The sequence below is a fragment of the Mesorhizobium sp. HAY1-8B genome, from assembly GCF_056868045.1.
This window is the reverse complement of sequence record NZ_CP200321.1, coordinates 5,298,118-5,314,201: the sequence shown is the minus strand read 5'-3', so window position 1 is coordinate 5,314,201 and position 16,084 is coordinate 5,298,118. Positions and strand designations below refer to the sequence as shown.

Sequence of the window (16,084 nt, the reverse complement as noted above, 5' to 3'; positions counted from 1 at the left end):
CCCATAGGCGGCCGCGGCGGCGAAGCGGCGTGAAAGGCAAAGGACGGAGACAATGACCATCAATCTGCAGAAGCCGGACATTACCGAGCTTAAGCCGCGCATCACCGTGTTTGGCGTTGGCGGCGGCGGCGGCAATGCCGTGAACAACATGATCACCGCGGGCTTGCGCGGTGTCGAGTTCGTCGTGGCCAACACCGACGCGCAGGCGCTGACCATGTCGAAGGCCGACCGGCTTATCCAGCTTGGCGCGCATGTCACCGAAGGCCTCGGCGCCGGCTCGCAGCCGGAAGTCGGCCGCGCGGCGGCGGAAGAATGCATCGACGAGATCCTCGACCACCTCACCAACACCCATATGTGCTTCGTCACCGCCGGCATGGGCGGCGGCACCGGCACCGGTGCTGCTCCGGTGGTTGCCCGCGCCGCGCGCGAAAAGGGCATCCTCACCGTCGGCGTCGTCACCAAGCCGTTCCACTTCGAGGGCCAGCGCCGCATGAAGACGGCCGACATGGGCATCGAGGAACTGCAGAAATGCGTCGATACGCTGATCGTCATCCCCAACCAGAACCTGTTCCGGCTGGCCAATGACAAGACCACCTTCGCCGATGCCTTCGCCATGGCCGACCAGGTGCTCTATTCCGGCGTTGCCTGCATCACCGACCTGATGGTCAAGGAAGGCCTGATCAACCTCGACTTCGCCGACGTGCGCTCGGTGATGCGCGAGATGGGCAAGGCGATGATGGGCACCGGCGAGGCTTCGGGCGAGGGCCGTGCGATGGCCGCCGCCGAAGCCGCGATCGCCAACCCGCTGCTCGACGAGACCTCGATGAAGGGCGCCAAGGGCCTGCTGATCTCGATCACCGGCGGCCGCGACCTGACCCTGTTCGAAGTCGACGAAGCGGCGACCCGTATCCGCGAGGAAGTCGACCAGGACGCCAACATCATCCTGGGCGCTACCTTCGACGAGGAACTCGAAGGCGTCATCCGCGTCTCGGTGGTCGCCACCGGCATCGACAAGTCGGCGGCTGAAATCGCAGCGGCGCCGATCTCGATCCGTACCGCTCCGCCGAAGCCGGCCGGCCGTCCGGCCGTGGCCGCCGTGGAAAGCCGCCCGGCGCCAGTCCAGCAGCCTGTCTATGAGCCGCGTGCCGCCGACCCGGTCGCCGAGGCCATCCAACTCGCCGAGGCAAATGCCGCGGCCATGGCTCAGGCTCGCCCGGCTCCGGTCGCCCATGCGGACGATTTCCGGCCGCAGAGCAAGATCTTCCAGGCGCCCCCGGCACAACCGCAGCCCATGCCGCAGCCGGTCGTCCAGCAGATGATGCAGCCGGCTCCGCAGCCGCGCGAGGTCCAGCAGCCGGTGGCGATGGCGCCGCAGCGCATGCCGCGCGTCGAGGACTTCCCGCCGGTGGTCAAGGCCGAGGTGGACGCCAAGAGCCGTCCGGCGGACCACGAGAACAACAGCGGACCGATGGGTCTTCTGAAGCGCCTGACCAACGGCCTGACCCGCCGCGAAGAGGAGCCGGCACGGCTGCAGCCGGCGCAACCGCGCGAGCCGAAGCTGCGCCAGGCTGCTCCTGAAGTGCGCCGTCTCGCCAGCCAGGACGCCCAGCTCTACGCCCCGCGCCGCGGCCAGCTGGATGACCAGGGCCGCCTGACGCCGCAGACCAGGGCGACTCAGGACGACGATCAGTTGGAGATTCCGGCGTTCCTGCGCCGCCAAGCCAACTGAACCGTTAACGGACTGTAACAATCGTTAACAGGCAAGCAAGGAATTGCTTGCCTGTTAACGTTTTAAATGGTGTAAAATCAATCGGTTACAGTGCCGTACATGTTCCAGTTCGCGGTTACAAAGAGTAAGAAACCGTGATTTGGAGTCTCCCTGCCGGGACATTATCTTCGCTGCCTACCATAGTCGGTCTGCCGGGATTTCGGGGAAGTGGCCCTGCCTGCCGATTTCACAAGAGCCGCGCCCTCGGGCTGGAGAAGCGGACCTAGGCATTTCGGGCTTATGGGGATTGTCTTGCACGACTACCAGACGACAGTGAAGACGCGCGCGTCGCTTACAGGCACCGGCGTTCACAGCGGCAAAGAAGTTTCCGTCAGTTTCCTGCCCGCGGATGCCGATACCGGCATCGTGTTCCAGATGATCGGTGGAGAAGGGCAGGGCCGCGAATTCCGCGCTCTGTTTTCCGAGATCGGCGCCACCGACCTTTGCACCATGCTTGGCGATCCCTCGGGCGAGCACATCGCCACCGTCGAGCACATCATGGCCGCGCTGCTCGGGCTCGGCATCGACAATGTCCTCATCGAGATCGATGGCCACGAGGTTCCGATCCTCGATGGCAGCGCCATGGACTTCGTGGAAGCCATCGACCAGGCGGGCATCGAGACGTTGCTGGTCAAGCGGCGCTACATCAGGGTCGTCAAGCCGGTCCGCATCGAGAACGGTGCGTCCTGGGCGGAGTTCAGGCCCTATGACGGCACCCGCTTCGAGATCGAGATCGATTTCGAAAGCCCCGCCATCGGCCGCCAGCTCTTCGCATCGGATATCAATGCGGACATTTTCCGCCGCGACATTGCGCGCGCCCGCACCTTCGGCTTCATGAAGGATGTCGAACGGCTGTGGGCCGCCGGCTATGCGCTTGGCTCGTCGCTCGAGAACTCGCTGGTGATCGGCGACGACAACCGGGTCATCAACATGGGCGGCCTGCGTTATCCCAACGAATTCGTGCGTCACAAGACGCTCGACGCCATGGGCGACCTGGCGTTGGCCGGAGCCCGTTTCATCGGCTGTTTCCGCTCCTATCGCGGCGGCCACAGGCTGAACGCGGCCGCGCTGCGCCGCCTGCTGTCGGACCGCACGGCCTTCGAGATCGTCGAGACCACACGCCGCGAGCGTGGCCGCGCGGCGGAGATGAGCGCCGTCAATGCGCCGCTCTACGCGCCCTGGATGATCTGAGCCCCGCGACGTTTTCGTCCCCGGTGACGGGGGCGCCGAGTGTTGCAGGAATGCACCACAAGCACGCGAAATTGCAGGGATGCTTCGACGCCGGTCGGCCGCCACAAAAATGTGCGATTGGCTAGACATAGCGTTGCCGGGCAAGGCGGTTATGGTTTATGGCTGCTGCCGTCGATTAGTGCATGTCGCTCAAAAGTGGGGACCAATTTTGGGACAACAGCATGCAAGAGGCATTAAAATAACGCCGAAAGGGCGCAATCCAATCATGTTCTTCAAGCGAGTCGGTCAATCGAAAGCGCCCCAGCGGTCTGTTCTCCTGGCGCTTTCGCTGGTTGTTCCATCGCTCTTCCTGTCGGCCTGCATGTCGTCGGAGAAAGACATCGACCTGTCGACCTATGTCGACCAGACCGAGCCGGCCGACGTCCTCTACAATCAGGGCCTCGCCAACATGAACGCGGGACGCCTGGATGAGGCGAGCAAGAAGTTCGACGCCGTCGATCGCCAGCATCCCTATTCGGAATGGGCCCGTAAATCGATGGTCATGGGCGCTTTCGCCGACTATCGAAAGGGCAGCTACGACGATGCTATCTCGTCGGCCAAGCGCTATCTGGCGCTGTATCCGTCCACCGATGACGCGCCCTACGCGCAGTACATCATCGGCCTGAGCTACTATCGCCAGATCAAGGACGTGACGCAGGATCAGAAGGAAGCACGCCAGACCTTGCAGACGATGCAGGATCTGGTGACGCGCTGGCCGAATTCGGAGTATGTCGACGACGCCAAGGAGAAGATGCGCTTCGCCAACGACCAGCTCGCCGGCAAGGAAATGCAGATCGGCCGCTATTATCTGGAGCGCCGTGAATACATCGCCGCCGTCAAGCGCTTCCGCACCGTGGTGGAGAGCTATTCCAACACGCGCCATGTCGAGGAAGCACTCGCCCGCCTGACCGAAAGCTATTACGCGCTGGGGCTGACCTCGGAGGCGCAGACGGCAGCCGCCGTGCTCGGCACCAACTATCCCGACAGCCCGTGGTACAAGGATTCCTACAAGCTCCTGCAGAGCAACGGACTGGCGCCGCGCGAGAATGCCGGATCGTGGATATCCAAGGCCGGAAAGCTGATCACCGGCGCCTGATCTTAGAGCGGCTCGCCGTTTCACGGAAACGGCGAACCGCTCTATCTCTTTGTTTTTGACGCAATTCCCATGGGAACCCCGTTTCACACTTTTCCTGGAATTGCTCTAAGGCGCGTCGCGGCGACGCGCTTTTTCGGATTGATCCGACGCTGAAACAAAAAGATAGTGCGGCGCTGCGACTCCGATTGGTCGCGTGCCGCTCCACGGCGGTTCTGTGGTTTGATTGAGCCGCTGAACCGTCCTATCTCTTGTTGTCGCAATTCCGATGGGAAAACCGTTACGCACTTTTCCTGGAATTGCTTGAGGTCCGGGTTCTGATGCTTTCCAGACTGTCGATCCGCGATATCGTCCTGATCGAGAAGCTGGATATCGACTTCCAGCCGGGCCTTTCCGTGCTGACCGGCGAAACCGGCGCCGGCAAATCCATCCTGCTCGATGCCCTGTCGCTGGCGCTTGGCGCGCGTGGCGACGCGTCGCTGGTGCGCCATGGCGCGGCACAAGGCCAGGTCATTGCCGTGTTCGATGTGCCGCGAAACCATCCGGTGCGCGCGCTGCTTGTCGAAAACGCCATCGAGGATGACGGCGACATCATCCTGCGCCGCGTGCAGACGGCGGACGGCCGCACTCGGGTCTTCGTCAACGACCAGCCATCCAGCGTGACCCTGATGCGCGATGTCGGCCGCGCGCTGGTCGAAATCCACGGCCAGCACGATGAGCGAGCCTTGGTCGATCCCGGTGCGCACCGGGATGTGCTCGACGCCTTCGGCGGCCATCTTGGGGCCGTCCGCTCGACCGGCGAGGCCTGGCGGCACTGGCGCGCCTGCGAGCAGGAGCTTACGCGCCACCGCGCCAAGGTGGCGGCGGCGGCACGCGAGGCCGACTATCTGCGCGCCGCGGTCACGGAACTGACCAGGCTCGATCCGCAGCCCGGCGAGGAAACGGAACTTGCCGAACTGCGCGCCCACATGATGCGCGCCGAAAAGATCGCTTCCGAAATCCATGATGCGCAGGATGTGCTGTCAGGTCCGTCGTCACCCTTGCCGCAACTCGCCAGTCTGCTGAGGCGGCTGCAGCGCAAGGCGACCGAGGCGCCCGGCCTGCTCGAGGACGTAGTCAAGTCGCTCGACGAAGCCATGTTGTCGCTCGACGCGGCGCAGTCTGGCGTCGAGGCAGCACTTCGCGCCACCGAATATGACCCTCAGCGGCTGGAGAAAGCCGAGGAGCGGCTGTTTTCGCTGCGCGCGGCTTCACGCAAGCACAGCGTTGCCGTCGACGATCTGGCGCAACTGCGCGACACGATGGTGGCCGACCTCGCCGATCTCGACGCTGGCGAGGAACGCCTGCATGGGCTGGAAAAGCAGGCCGCCGCGGGGCGTGAAGCCTATGACATCGCCGCCGCGCAGCTTTCCTCGCTTCGTCACGCGGCGGCCGTTGGCCTGACCAAGGCCGTGATGGCCGAATTGCCGGCGTTGAAGCTCGAACGCGCCGCCTTCATCGTCGAGATGAAGAGCGAGGCCGAGACCCGCATGGAAGAGGGCATAGACCAGATCGAGTTCTGGGTACGCACCAACCCCGGCACGCGACCCGGGCCGATGATGAAGGTTGCATCCGGCGGCGAGCTGTCGCGCTTCCTGCTGGCGCTGAAGGTGGCGCTGGCCGACCGTGGCTCGGCACCGACGCTGGTTTTCGACGAAATCGACACCGGCGTCGGTGGCGCCGTGGCAGACGCCATCGGCCAAAGGCTGGCGCGGCTGTCGAAGCGCGTGCAGGTGCTGTCGGTGACCCACGCGCCGCAGGTGGCGGCGCGCGCGGCGACGCATTTCCTGATCTCCAAATCGGGCGGCACCGATCGTGTGGCGACCGGCATTGCCGAGATGGACAGGACGGCACGACAGGAAGAGATCGCCCGCATGCTGGCCGGCGCCACGATCACCGACGAGGCACGCGCGGCCGCCGAGCGGCTGCTGCGCGAAAATACAAACGCGGCGTAACAACAATATCCGGCGTCACGGATCGAGTCAGGATATGGCTCCATGCTACTGGTTGGGAATGATTTTCCCAAAATCCTGATCTATTGTGACGCGCCACCGTCGGGGACGAAAAGCATGTCGGAAAAACCTGTCTATTCGCTTAGCGAAAGCGAGGCTGAAGCCGAGCTGAAGCGCCTCGCGGAGGAGATTGCCGAGCATGACCGGCGCTACCATACCGAAGACGCGCCGATAATCTCGGATGCGGCCTATGATGCGCTGACGCGGCGCAATCTCGCTATCGAAGAGCGTTTTCCCGACCTGGTGCGCGACGATTCGCCTTCGCGCCGGGTCGGGTCGCCGCCGGCGGAGGGCTTTGCCAAGGTACGCCATGCCGTGCCTATGCTCAGCCTCGCCAAGGCCTACACAGACCAGGATGTTGCCGATTTCATCGAGCGCGGCCGGCGCTTCTTCGACCGTGACAAGGATCTCGACATCGCTTTCACCGCGGAGCCGAAGATCGACGGGCTGTCGGCGTCGCTGCGCTACGAAAAGGGCGTGTTCGTGCAGGGCGCGACGCGCGGCGATGGTGCCGTCGGCGAAGATATCACCGCCAATCTCAGGACCATCGCCGACATCCCCGCCAAGCTGAAAGGCTCGGGCTGGCCCGAAATCATCGAGATACGCGGCGAGGTCTACATGACCTATGCGGAATTCGAGGCGCTGAAGCAGCGCTCGGCAGCGGCCGGCGGCCAGGATTACGTCAATCCGCGCAACACGGCGGCCGGCTCGCTGCGCCAGAAGGATCCCTCCGTCACCGCCACCCGAAACCTCAAGTTCTTCGCCTATGCCTGGGGCTTCACGACGGCGGATCCGGCGCCGACCCAGTACGAATCGGTGCAAAAATTCGCCGATTGGGGCTTCAAGATCAGCCCCTTGATGGTGCGGGCGAAGTCGGTCGAGGAACTGGTGGCGCATTACCATCTGATCGAGGAGCAGCGCTCGTCGCTCGGCTACGACATTGACGGCGTCGTCTACAAGGTCGACCAGTTGGAGTTGCAGCGCCGCTGGGGTTTCGTCACCGGCGAGCCGCGCTGGGCCATTGCCCATAAATTCCCAGCCGAACAGGCAATGACGACGGTCGAGAAGATCGACATCCAGGTTGGCCGCACCGGCACGCTGGCGCCGGTCGCGCGGCTGGCCCCTGTCACCGTCGGCGGCGTCGTGGTCGAGAACGTCACGCTGCACAATGAGGATTACATCAAGGGTTTCGACAGCAACGGCCTGCCGATCCGCGACGGCATCGATGTGCGCATCGGCGACACGGTGGTGATCCAGCGGGCAGGGGACGTCATCCCGCAGATTGTCAGCGTCGTCATCGACAAGCGTCCTGCCAATGCCGTGCCTTATGAATTCCCGCACACCTGTCCGGTTTGCGGTTCACCGGCAACGCGCGAGATCAACGAGAAGACCGGCAAGGAGGATTCCCGGCGCCGCTGCACGGGCGAGCTGATCTGCGCAGCACAAGCCGTGGAACGATTGCGCCATTTCGTGTCGCGTGGCGCCCTGGATATCGAGGGTCTGGGCGCGGAGAACATCGACACCTTCTTCAATGCCGGACTGATCAAGACAGCCGCCGATATCTTCACGCTCCGGGACCGTCGACCCGCCGTCACCAAGGCGCTTGCCGAGCGGCGAGAGGAGCAGGCCAGGCAGCGCGAGGCGGCGTCCGGCAAGACGCGCAAGAATGTGCGCAGCGTCGAGGATCGCAACTATGAAGGCCTCGACAAGCTGTTCGCGGCGATCGATTCGCGCCGCGAACCGGAGCTCGACCGCTTCATCTTCGCGCTCGGCATCCGCCATATCGGCGAGACGACGGCGGCTGTGCTTGCAAGGACCTTCTCGACCATCGAGGAACTGATCCGCGTTGGCAAGGAGACGGCGGCGGCGGAGGATCCGCATGCCGTTTTCCCGTCGATCAACGGCGTTGGCGACACGGTGATCGACGCGCTGCGCGATTTCTTCGGCAATGAGCGCAATGACGACGTGCTCGATAAGCTGCTCGAACAGGTCAAGCCGAAACCGTATGTCGTCACCGTCTCGGCTGACAGCGAGGTCGCCGGCAAGACCATCGTCTTTACCGGCTCGCTGGAAAAGATGACCCGCTCCGAAGCCAAGGCTATGGCCGAGCGTCTCGGCGCCAAGGTCGCCGGCTCGGTTTCGGCCAAGACGGATCTGGTGGTGGCGGGACCGGGTGCCGGCTCCAAGCTCAAGCTTGCCAGTGAACTCGGCGTCGAAGTGATCGACGAGGACACCTGGCTGCAGCGGGTCGGCAAGGCGTGATGGAAGGAGCGTTCAAAGGGTTCGGCCCGAAGGCCATTCCGTTCCTGAAGGCACTGGATTTCCACCAGAGCCGGGAGTGGTTCCTGGAGAACCGCGACTTGTTCGAAACGGAACTGCGTGATCCCCTGGGCGATCTCGTCGATACGCTGACGCAGCGTTTCGCCGATGCCGGACTTGGCCTGCGTGGCGACCGCAAGAAGTCGCTGTTCCGCATCAATCGCGACGTGCGCTTCGCCAAGGACAAGCGGCCCTACAACCGGCATGTCTCGGCGATCCTGTCGCCGGACGGTACCAAGATGTCGCAAGGCGTCTTCTATGTTCATATCGGGCTGGAGCGTTGTTTTGCCGACGTCGCCTGGTGGGACCCGGAGCCGGCCTCGCTGCTCGCCATGCGCAAGGCGATCGCAACGCGGCCAGATACATTTCGCGGCCTGGCGGCGGCCTTGAAGAAGAACCGGCTTGGGCTGGAGGCGGAGGGTCGCATGAAGCGGACGCCGCGCGGCTTCGAGCATATCAGCGATCCCGATCTGGCCGAGGCCATCCGCAACCGGCATTTCGTGGTCCAGCACGTCATCGATCCGGCGGGAATCCATACGCCAGCGCTGGTCGAGGAACTCGTCGATTTCACCATGCGCGCCAAGCCGCTGCTCGACTGGGGCAGGACGATCGAGGGCAAAATCGCGAAGGACTAAGTTCTATTCGGACCGGAGCGCCACGATCATTTCCGCTGATGGTTTGGCTCAAGCGAATTCGTGTGACAAGGCACGGTGTGCCACCTACATACCGCCACTCCTTGTTGTTGTGCATGTCGTACTCCCAAACCGCTACGCACTTTTGGGCGAACATGCATCAGGAGTGGTCGATGGCGACGGACGTGATCTCGCAGAGCGGCGGCAAAAGCGACTTCTGGCAAGGCGTGCGGCTCTCCATGCCTGTCGTGGTGGCGTCGGCGCCGTTCGCTGTGCTGTTCGGAGCGCTTGCCGTTGACCAAGGTTTCTCGGTCTTCGAAGCCTTCCTGATGAGCGCGCTGGTCTTCGGCGGCGCCAGCCAGATGGTCGGCATCCAGCTGTTCGGCCAGCATGTCGCGCCGTGGCTGATCGTGCTGTCGATCTTCGCCGTCAACTTCCGCCATGTGCTCTACTCGGCCGGCATTGGCCGGCGCATCGCGCACTGGCCTGTCATCAGCCAAGCTCTCGGCTATTTCATCCTCACCGATCCGCAATACGCGGTGACCGAAGCGCGGGCGCAATCGGGCCAGACCGTCAGCTTTGCCTGGTATCTGGGACTCGGCCTGCCGGTCTATCTGTTCTGGATCATCGAAAGCGCGCTCGGCGCGGTGTTCGGCAAGCTGATCCCCGATACGCATGCGCTGGGTATCGATTTTCTGCTGCCGATCTATTTTCTTGGCCTCGTCATGGGCTTTCGCAAGCGGCCGCTGTGGCTGCCAGTGGTCATCGCCAGCGCCGCGGCGTCCATCATCGCCTACAAGACGGTTGGCTCGCCCTGGCACGTCTCGATCGGCGCTGTTGCCGGCGTGCTGCTCGCCGTCATCCTGCCGCCGCACCATAGCGGCGTTGGAGAGCGGCCATGAGCACGACGTTCTGGATCATCATCGCGGGCGCGATCGCCACTTATCTCACCCGCGTCGGCGGACATCTGGTCATCTCCCGCTTCGAGAACATCCATCCGCGCGTGGAAGCAGGCCTCAATGCGGTGCCGGCGGCGGTTCTGACGACGCTGGTGGCGCCGGAACTGTTGAATGCCGGACCGGCGGAATGGGCCGCACTGGTCGTCACCGCCGCGGTCTCGCTGCGCGGCGGGCTGATGTCGATGTTTTTGGCGGGTGCCGCGGTGCTGATCCTGGCGCGACAATTTGTAGGGTAGTTTGTAAGCGCGATCTTTTTCGGAGCATTGGCGCTGCCCCTCATTGCCCTGCCGGGCATGCCCTCCGCTGTCGCTCCGGGCGTTCGTTGTTCGAAAAGCCAGGCAGTTGGCTTTTCGTCCACTGCGCGGACTACGTCTCACCCCCGTAGAACGGGGAGAAAGAAGCTAACCTCAAATCTTCGCGTCATGCGGCAGCGGTGCCGTCGCCTTTTCCAGCCAGGCCCGGGTTTCGCCATCGAGCATCGGTCCGATCTCGGCCAGCACACGCGCATGGTAGGCGTCGAGCCAATGCAGTTCGTCACGCGTCAGCAGGTCTGACCGCACCAGCCTGAGGTCGATCGGCGCCAGCGTCAGCGTCTCGAAGCCGTGCATGGCGATGTCGCCGCCCTCGATCTGTTCGGCCGGCGTCACCAGGATGAGGTTCTCGATGCGGATGCCGTAGGCGCCTTCCTTGTAGTAACCCGGCTCGTTGGACAGCATCATGCCTTCGAGCAGCTTTTCGGTGCCGGTGCGGGCGATGCGCTGGGGTCCCTCATGCACGGCCAGATACGAGCCGACGCCATGGCCGGTGCCGTGGGCGAAGTCGCAGCCATGCTTCCAGAGCGCCATGCGGGCGACGGCGTCGATCTCCGAACCGCGCGTGCCGGCGGGGAAGCGCAACGTGGAAATGCCGATCATGCCTTTCAGCACCAGCGTGAAGCGCTCGCGCATCTCCTCGGTCGGCTGGCCGATCGGCACGGTGCGGGTGATGTCGGTGGTGCCGTCCTGATACTGCGCGCCGGAATCGAGCAGGAACAGCTCGCCGGCCTGGAGCTTGCGGCTGGTGGCGCGCGACACACGGTAATGCATGATGGCGCCGTTCGGACCGGCGCCGGAAATGGTGTCGAAGGAGACGTCGCGCAGCGGCATCTGCGTTTCCTCGCCGGTCTGCCGGCGGCTCTCTTCCAGCCTGGTGACCACCGCGATCTCGTCGAGCGAGCCGGGCTTCTGCCGCTCCAGCCAGCACAAGAGCTTTGCCACCGCCGCGCCGTCACGGCGATGCGCGGCGCGTGAGCCGGCGATCTCGGCCTGGTTCTTGGTGGCGCGCGGGATGCGGGCCGGGTCGGGCGCGGCAATCACCATGCCGCCATTGTCCTCGACCAGCATGCGCAGCCTGTCGGCCGCCAGCACCGGGTCGAGCGCGATCTTGGCGCCGCCCTTGGCAAGCGCTGCGACCGCCGCCTCGAACTCGCCGGGCTCATGCGGATCGGCGAGCTGGGTGAGATAGGCCGCGACCTGGCGCGAGAATTTGCGCTTGTCCATGAACAGCTGGTGCGACCCGTCGGCGGCGAGGATGGCGAAGCCGAGCGCCAGGGGCGTATGCGGCACGTCGCCGCCGCGAATGTTGAAGACCCAGGCGATGGAGGAGGGGTCGGTCAGCACCGCGTGAGTGGCGCCGTCCTTGCCGATCGCCGTTGCCAGCCGCGCCAGCTTGTCCTTGGCGAGCTCGCCGGCGAAGCCGATCGGGTGCAGCTCGACCGGGGTCACGGGTGCGGCGGGCTGGTCCTTCCAGATGATGTCGATCGGGTTTTTGTCGAGCGGCACCAGCACGGCGCCGGTCTTGTCGGCCGAGGCCTGCAGCGCCTTGACCTCGCCGATCGTGTGCAGCCATGGATCGAAGCCGAGCCGCGCGCCCTTGCCGATATTGTCCTTGAGCCAGACAGCGGGTGGGTTGTCGACCAGGCTTTCGATCGAAAAAATGTCGAGATCGACCTCATTGCGCACCTGCAGCGTGTAGCGCCCATCGACGAAGACGAAGGCGCGGTCGCGCAGAACGATGGCGACACCGGCCGAGCCGCTGAAGCCGGTCAGCCATTTCAGCCGTGCCGAACGATCGGCGACATATTCGCCCTGATGCTCGTCCGCGCGTGGCACGATAAAACCATCGAGGCCATTGGCGCCCAGCCATTGGCGCAGCAGCGCCACGCGCGGCTTTCCGACCGAGGGGTCGCCGGCGGAATCGAAGGTCTGGAACATTATGGGCCTCCTTGGTAGTCGCGCGACCGTAACCTATGGGCTGGGAAAGCGGAATCGATTTCCGGCCGGCGCAAACTGCTACAGCGCCGCCTGGCTGACAACCAAATGGGGCTGGTCCAGCCGCGGCACGAGGGCGGGGTATTCGTTGTTCGCCCCCAACACGACGCGGCATCGCCGCGCTGCCCGCCAGCACCCCGGCAATTGTAACCAGAAAAAGTCAGCAATGGCCGCTTTTTGCGCGTGCGTCACTTCGCACGGCAAGTTATCTGTCTCGGGTTTTCTTGTCTTGACCGGAGGGGGGGCCTTCCGGTCAAGGTTGGTGTTGGCGGACCAATTCCGACATGGCCATGATGCTAGCCATGCGCCGCTTGCAGGATCGATGTTGGAAATGAGGACTGCATCCTGAGCCAGTCAGTCGGCAGAAACCGTGCTTGTTCGCGGTCTGGCGTCTGGTGTGGCCAACTGTTGATTGATGCAAATTCGCAACGGATTTGCTCTGATTTCTGGCCGAGTTCTGTGTTGCTTGGTTCCGGTAATCTTTACGGCTTACATTCGCTTGTCTCTCGGCAGCGGGTTTCGTAGCGTCGCCACGGGCTTAAGGGGTCGATTCACCCAATGGATGGTTGGTCGGGGGGTAGATGAGACATTCTGTTTGCGCAGCGCGTGCCAAAGGCGATGGCGAAGTGAATGCGCGGCTTGCGGGCTCGCTTCTGTCGTCCACGTCGCTTCCCGCTCTGCTGTTAGCCGGGCTGATCGTGGCCGCTGTAACGCCGATCACGTCAGGTGTCGCCTCGGCCGAGGATTTCGCTCACAACAGCGGCGATTGGGGTACGGCCGCGAACTGGACTCCCGCAACGGTTCCCAACGGCGTCGATGCGGTCGCGAACTTCAACCATGACGCGCCGGACCAGGGGCTCGGCTATACCGTTTTCCTGGCTGGCGGACCCTATACGGTCGGCACGCTGAACTTGAATGCCACGAGCACCTCCGGCGGTTACCGGTTTTCAAGCGGCGTTTTGAATTTCGAGGCCTCCGGGCAGGCCGCGATCAACGTGCAGACGCACAATTTCATTCCCGACCTGGACGCCAGCGCCAGTTTCAATCTCGTCTCCGACACTGTCGTCACGGTCGATGCCGGTGCTCATTTTACGGCCGATGGCGTGATCTCAGGCGCAAGCCTCACCAAGAGCGGTGATGGATTGCTGACCTTGAATGGCGCAAACACCTACACCGGCGGCACCAATCTCTATGGCGGCACGCTCAGCCTGGGCAACAATGCGGCGCTTGGAACGGGGCCCGTCTACGCCAACGGCGGCACGACCATCGACATCCAGAACGGCATCACGATCAACAACGACCTCACCATGTATGCCGGCATGAATCTGAATGTCGGCTTGGGGGCAACCGGAACCTATGCCGGTCAGATTTCGGAATTCAGCGATCCAACCGCGATCGTCAAGACCGGCGCCGGCACGCTTGTTTTGACCAACAGCAACAGTTTCAGCTCCGGCGCTATGATCGAGGAGGGAACGATCCGGGTCACTGCCGATCATGCGCTAGGCTCAGGCCCGATCACACTGGATGGCGGCACGTTGCAGGCCGGCGCAAACCTCAACCTTCCGAACGTCTCGATCCTGTTTGGCGCTGCGGGCGGTACCATCGACACCAACGGTTTCGACGTCAGCACGACCGCCAGCATGGGTGACAACGATACGCCAAGCGGGACGTTCACCAAGACTGGGGCCGGAACGCTGACGGTGGACGGTTTCGCCGGCAACAACAATTATGCCACGGCCACCGATGTCGCCCAAGGGACGCTGAAGGCGGGCCTGGGCACCAACCTTTTCAGCGCAAACAGCGCCTATACGATCGAAAGCGGCGCAACGCTCGATCTCAACAATTTCCAACAGACGATCGGCTCGCTTGCCGGCGCGGGAACGGTCAATGCCGGGGTAGGCGGCCTGCTCACGGGAGGCAACAACGGCTCGACGGTATTTTCGGGCGTCATCACCGGCAATGGCGGATTGATCAAGGACGGCACGGGAACTTTCGAGCTGTCGGGTTCGAGCCCGTTGTCTGGCGGGGTCGTGGTGAAGGCCGGCACCTTGCTGGTCTCCGGCTCACTTGTTAGTGCGGGGATTACGGTCGATAGCGGCGGCACGCTCGGCGGCGGCGGCACGGTTGGCGTGCTCGATGCTTTCGGCACGGTCGCGCCCGGCAAAAACGCGATCGGCACTTTGACCGTCGACTACTCCGCCCAATTCCGGGCCGGTTCGACCTATGCGGTGGAACTCAATTCCGCCGGGCTCTCCGACCTGATCGACGCAACGGGCGCCGCCACCATCGACAGTGGCGCCGGCTTGACAGTGAGCAATATCGGGCTGGGTAGCCTGGTGGCGGGCACCCGCTACACGGTGCTCGAAGCCGCCAGCGTCAGCGGAACCTTTACTCTGGTCGGAGATCCGCAGGTTTCCGCCTTCATCAGCCTGAGCACCACGTCCGATGCGACGCATGCCTATATCGATGTCACCCAGACGCAGACCTTCGGCTCCGCCGGCCTGACGCCGAACCAGATCGCCACCGGCGCGGGGCTGGACAGTGCGGCCAGCAGTGCCTTGGTCAGCGCGGTGCTTGCCTTGCCGAGCGACGCGGCCGCGCAGGCCGCTTTCGACCAGCTTTCGGGCGAAGTCCATGCCTCGGCCAAGGGCATGCTCCTCCAGGACAGCCACTTCCTGCAGGACGCGGTGACGGCGCGCCTGCGTTCGGCCTTCGGCGACAGCGGCAAGACCACTTCGCTGCCGGTCATGGCCTATGGCGAGGACGGCGTTCAGTCCGTCGCCGCCGACACCGACCGCTTCGCCATCTGGTCGCAGGGTTTCGGCTCCTGGGGCGGTACCGACAGCGACGGCAATGCGGCCGCCTTCGACCGGTCGACCGGCGGCCTGCTGGTCGGCGCCGACGGCCTGGCCGGCGACTGGCGCATCGGCGTGGTCGGCGGCTACAGCCGCACCAGCTTCAATGCCGACGACAGGCATTCTTCCGGCGACAGCGACAATTACCATCTCGGCCTCTATGGCGGGACCAATTGGGGCGCCATCGCCTTTCGTACCGGGGCCGCCTACACCTGGCACCGGATCTCGACGTCGCGCTCCGTCGCGCTCCAGGGCTTCACCGACGGCCTGTCAGCCGACTACGACGCCGCGACCGCGCAGGCCTTCGGCGAACTGGCCTACAAGACCGATGCCGGGCCGTTTGCCTTCGAGCCGTTCGCCAATCTCGCTTACGTGAACCTGCACACAGACGGCTTCGCGGAGAGCGGCGGCGCCGCGGCGCTGACCAGCGGCAGTTCCTCGTCGGATGCGACCTTCACCACGCTCGGCGTCAGAGCTTCCACCGACATCACAATTGGTGGCGTGGCGGCGACCGCGCGTGGCATGTTCGGCTGGCGCCATGCCTATGGCGAGGTCACGCCGCTGTCGACCGTCGCCTTTGCCGGCGGCGACGATTTCACCATCGCCGGGGCGCCGATCGCCAGGGATGCGATGCTGGTCGAAGCCGGCTTCGATGTGCAACTGGCGCGAAACGCGACGCTTGGCCTGTCCTATGCCGGGCAGTTCGGGCCGGATGCCTTCGACAACGGCTTCAAGGCCAATCTGGGCATCAGCTTCTAGGCGGCGACGGGGCTTTTTGCTGTTGGGGCGGAACATTCGTGCAGTGGCGAAGTTCTGAAAGGCCTGTTTCCCTCACAGGCATCTGAAGCTGGTAGAAAACAGCATTCAA

Annotated in this window: 10 protein-coding genes; 9 read left to right on the top strand and 1 reads right to left on the bottom strand. The window is 64.0% G+C overall.

Features of this window, described 5'->3' with window-relative positions:
* Positions 1-52: 52 nt before the first annotated feature.
* From ftsZ to AC1VON_RS25450, 8 genes are all read left to right on the top strand, one after another.
* A complete protein-coding gene (gene ftsZ, locus AC1VON_RS25485; RefSeq protein WP_483125272.1) occupies positions 53-1,729 on the top strand; it encodes a cell division protein FtsZ in 1,677 nt (558 codons plus the stop codon).
* Between the two features lie 279 nt (positions 1,730-2,008).
* Complete coding sequence (gene lpxC / locus AC1VON_RS25480; protein ID WP_483125271.1) at positions 2,009-2,959, top strand: UDP-3-O-acyl-N-acetylglucosamine deacetylase; 951 nt, start codon at positions 2,009-2,011, stop codon at positions 2,957-2,959.
* A 265-nt stretch (positions 2,960-3,224) separates the two neighbouring features.
* Positions 3,225-4,094 carry an outer membrane protein assembly factor BamD gene (locus AC1VON_RS25475; protein ID WP_172349814.1) on the top strand — a complete coding sequence of 290 codons (870 nt, stop codon included), beginning with the start codon at positions 3,225-3,227 and terminating at the stop codon, positions 4,092-4,094.
* 317 nt (positions 4,095-4,411) lie between these two features.
* Complete coding sequence (gene recN / locus AC1VON_RS25470) at positions 4,412-6,085, top strand: DNA repair protein RecN (protein ID WP_483125270.1); 1,674 nt, start codon at positions 4,412-4,414, stop codon at positions 6,083-6,085.
* A 114-nt stretch (positions 6,086-6,199) separates the two neighbouring features.
* The gene (gene ligA, locus AC1VON_RS25465) at positions 6,200-8,404 is read left to right on the top strand and encodes an NAD-dependent DNA ligase LigA (RefSeq protein ID WP_483125269.1); all 2,205 of its coding nucleotides are present in this window, start codon (positions 6,200-6,202) and stop codon (positions 8,402-8,404) included.
* Complete coding sequence (locus AC1VON_RS25460) at positions 8,404-9,096, top strand: DUF2461 domain-containing protein (RefSeq protein WP_483125268.1); 693 nt, start codon at positions 8,404-8,406, stop codon at positions 9,094-9,096. The genes ligA and AC1VON_RS25460 overlap by 1 nt, the downstream gene beginning before the upstream one ends.
* A gap of 170 nt (positions 9,097-9,266) precedes the next feature.
* On the top strand, positions 9,267-9,995 hold the full coding sequence (locus tag AC1VON_RS25455) for an AzlC family ABC transporter permease (RefSeq protein ID WP_483125267.1): 729 nt from the start codon (positions 9,267-9,269) through the stop codon (positions 9,993-9,995).
* The gene (locus AC1VON_RS25450; protein ID WP_172349819.1) at positions 9,992-10,288 is read left to right on the top strand and encodes an AzlD family protein; all 297 of its coding nucleotides are present in this window, start codon (positions 9,992-9,994) and stop codon (positions 10,286-10,288) included. Before AC1VON_RS25455 ends, AC1VON_RS25450 begins: the two co-directional genes overlap by 4 nt.
* A gap of 171 nt (positions 10,289-10,459) precedes the next feature.
* Here AC1VON_RS25450 and AC1VON_RS25445 read toward each other — a convergent pair whose 3' ends face one another.
* Positions 10,460-12,304, bottom strand: coding sequence for an aminopeptidase P family protein (locus AC1VON_RS25445; RefSeq protein ID WP_483125266.1), 1,845 nt, complete (start codon positions 12,302-12,304; stop codon positions 10,460-10,462).
* 638 nt (positions 12,305-12,942) lie between these two features.
* Here AC1VON_RS25445 and AC1VON_RS25440 point away from each other — a divergent pair.
* Positions 12,943-15,975, top strand: coding sequence for an autotransporter outer membrane beta-barrel domain-containing protein (locus AC1VON_RS25440; protein WP_172349821.1), 3,033 nt, complete (start codon positions 12,943-12,945; stop codon positions 15,973-15,975).
* Positions 15,976-16,084: the final 109 nt, after the last annotated feature.